Origin of the sequence: Streptomyces alkaliterrae (assembly GCF_007097205.2) — a bacterium.
GTDB classification, from domain to species: Bacteria; Actinomycetota; Actinomycetes; order Streptomycetales; family Streptomycetaceae; genus Streptomyces; species Streptomyces alkaliterrae.
In genome coordinates, this window is record NZ_VJYK02000649.1 from 1 (window position 1) to 816 (window position 816).

Below are 816 nucleotides of genomic sequence, written 5' to 3' on the forward strand. Positions count from 1 at the left end.
GACCTGCCCGGGGCGCGGGCCCCGCCCCGGGCAGGTCAGCGGGTGAGGGCGCGGACGGCTTCGGGGATGGGGGTGTCACCGGCGACGAGTTCCAGGGTGCGGCGGGCCGTGGCGGGTTCGTCGAGGAGAGCGAGGAGGACGGCGGCGACGTCGTCGCGGCTGACGTCGGCGCGGCCGGTGTGCTCGGCGAGGTGTACGCGGCCGGTGCCGGGGGTGTTGGTGAGGCGGCCGGGGCGCAGGATGGTCCAGTCGAGGTCGTCGCGGGCGCGGATGGCGGCGTCGGCGGCGCCCTTGGCCCGGAGGTAGGCGGCGAAGACGGGGTCGGTGCCGGGCGGTGGTTCCTCGTCGACGCGCATGGCGGAGACGATGAGGAGGCGTCGTACGCCGGCTCGGGCGGCGGCCTCGGCGAAGAGTTCCGCGGCTGCGCGGTCGACGGTCTCCTTGCGGGCCGCGCCGCTGCCGGGGCCCGCGCCGGCGGCGAAGACGGCGGCGTCGGCGCCGCGCAGGAGGTCGGCGACCTCGTCGACGTCGGCGGACTCCAGGTCGCAGACGACGGGTTCGGCGCCGGCGGCGCGTACGGCGTCGGCCTTCTCGGACCTCTCCGAGGGGCCCGTGTCGCGGATGAGTCCGTGGGCTGTGTCGCCGCGGTCGGCGAGGAGTCGTTCGAGTCGGGTGGCGATCTGTCCGGCTCCACCGGCGATGACTGTGTGCATGTGCCCGACGGTACGCGGGGAGTCGGCCCGGTCGCGGGCGGAGACCCGGCGGCGTGGCGGCGGGCGGAGGTCCGGCGGCGTGGCGGGGTGTCAGCCCTGGGCC

Annotated in this window: 1 protein-coding gene; it reads right to left on the bottom strand. The window is 77.3% G+C overall.

The window, feature by feature from the left end; all coding sequences use genetic code 11:
- Window positions 1-35: 35 nt before the first annotated feature.
- Window positions 36-713 (bottom strand): NAD(P)H-binding protein, encoded by a 678-nt coding sequence (locus tag FNX44_RS27320; protein ID WP_143651633.1) that lies wholly within the window; start codon window positions 711-713, stop codon window positions 36-38.
- Window positions 714-816: the final 103 nt, after the last annotated feature.

What these genes read in the sequence shown, in the direction of transcription:
- FNX44_RS27320 (WP_143651633.1), bottom strand. Translation starts at nt 713, where the DNA reads ATGCACACAGTCATCGCCGGTGGAGCCGGACAGATCGCCACCCGACTC.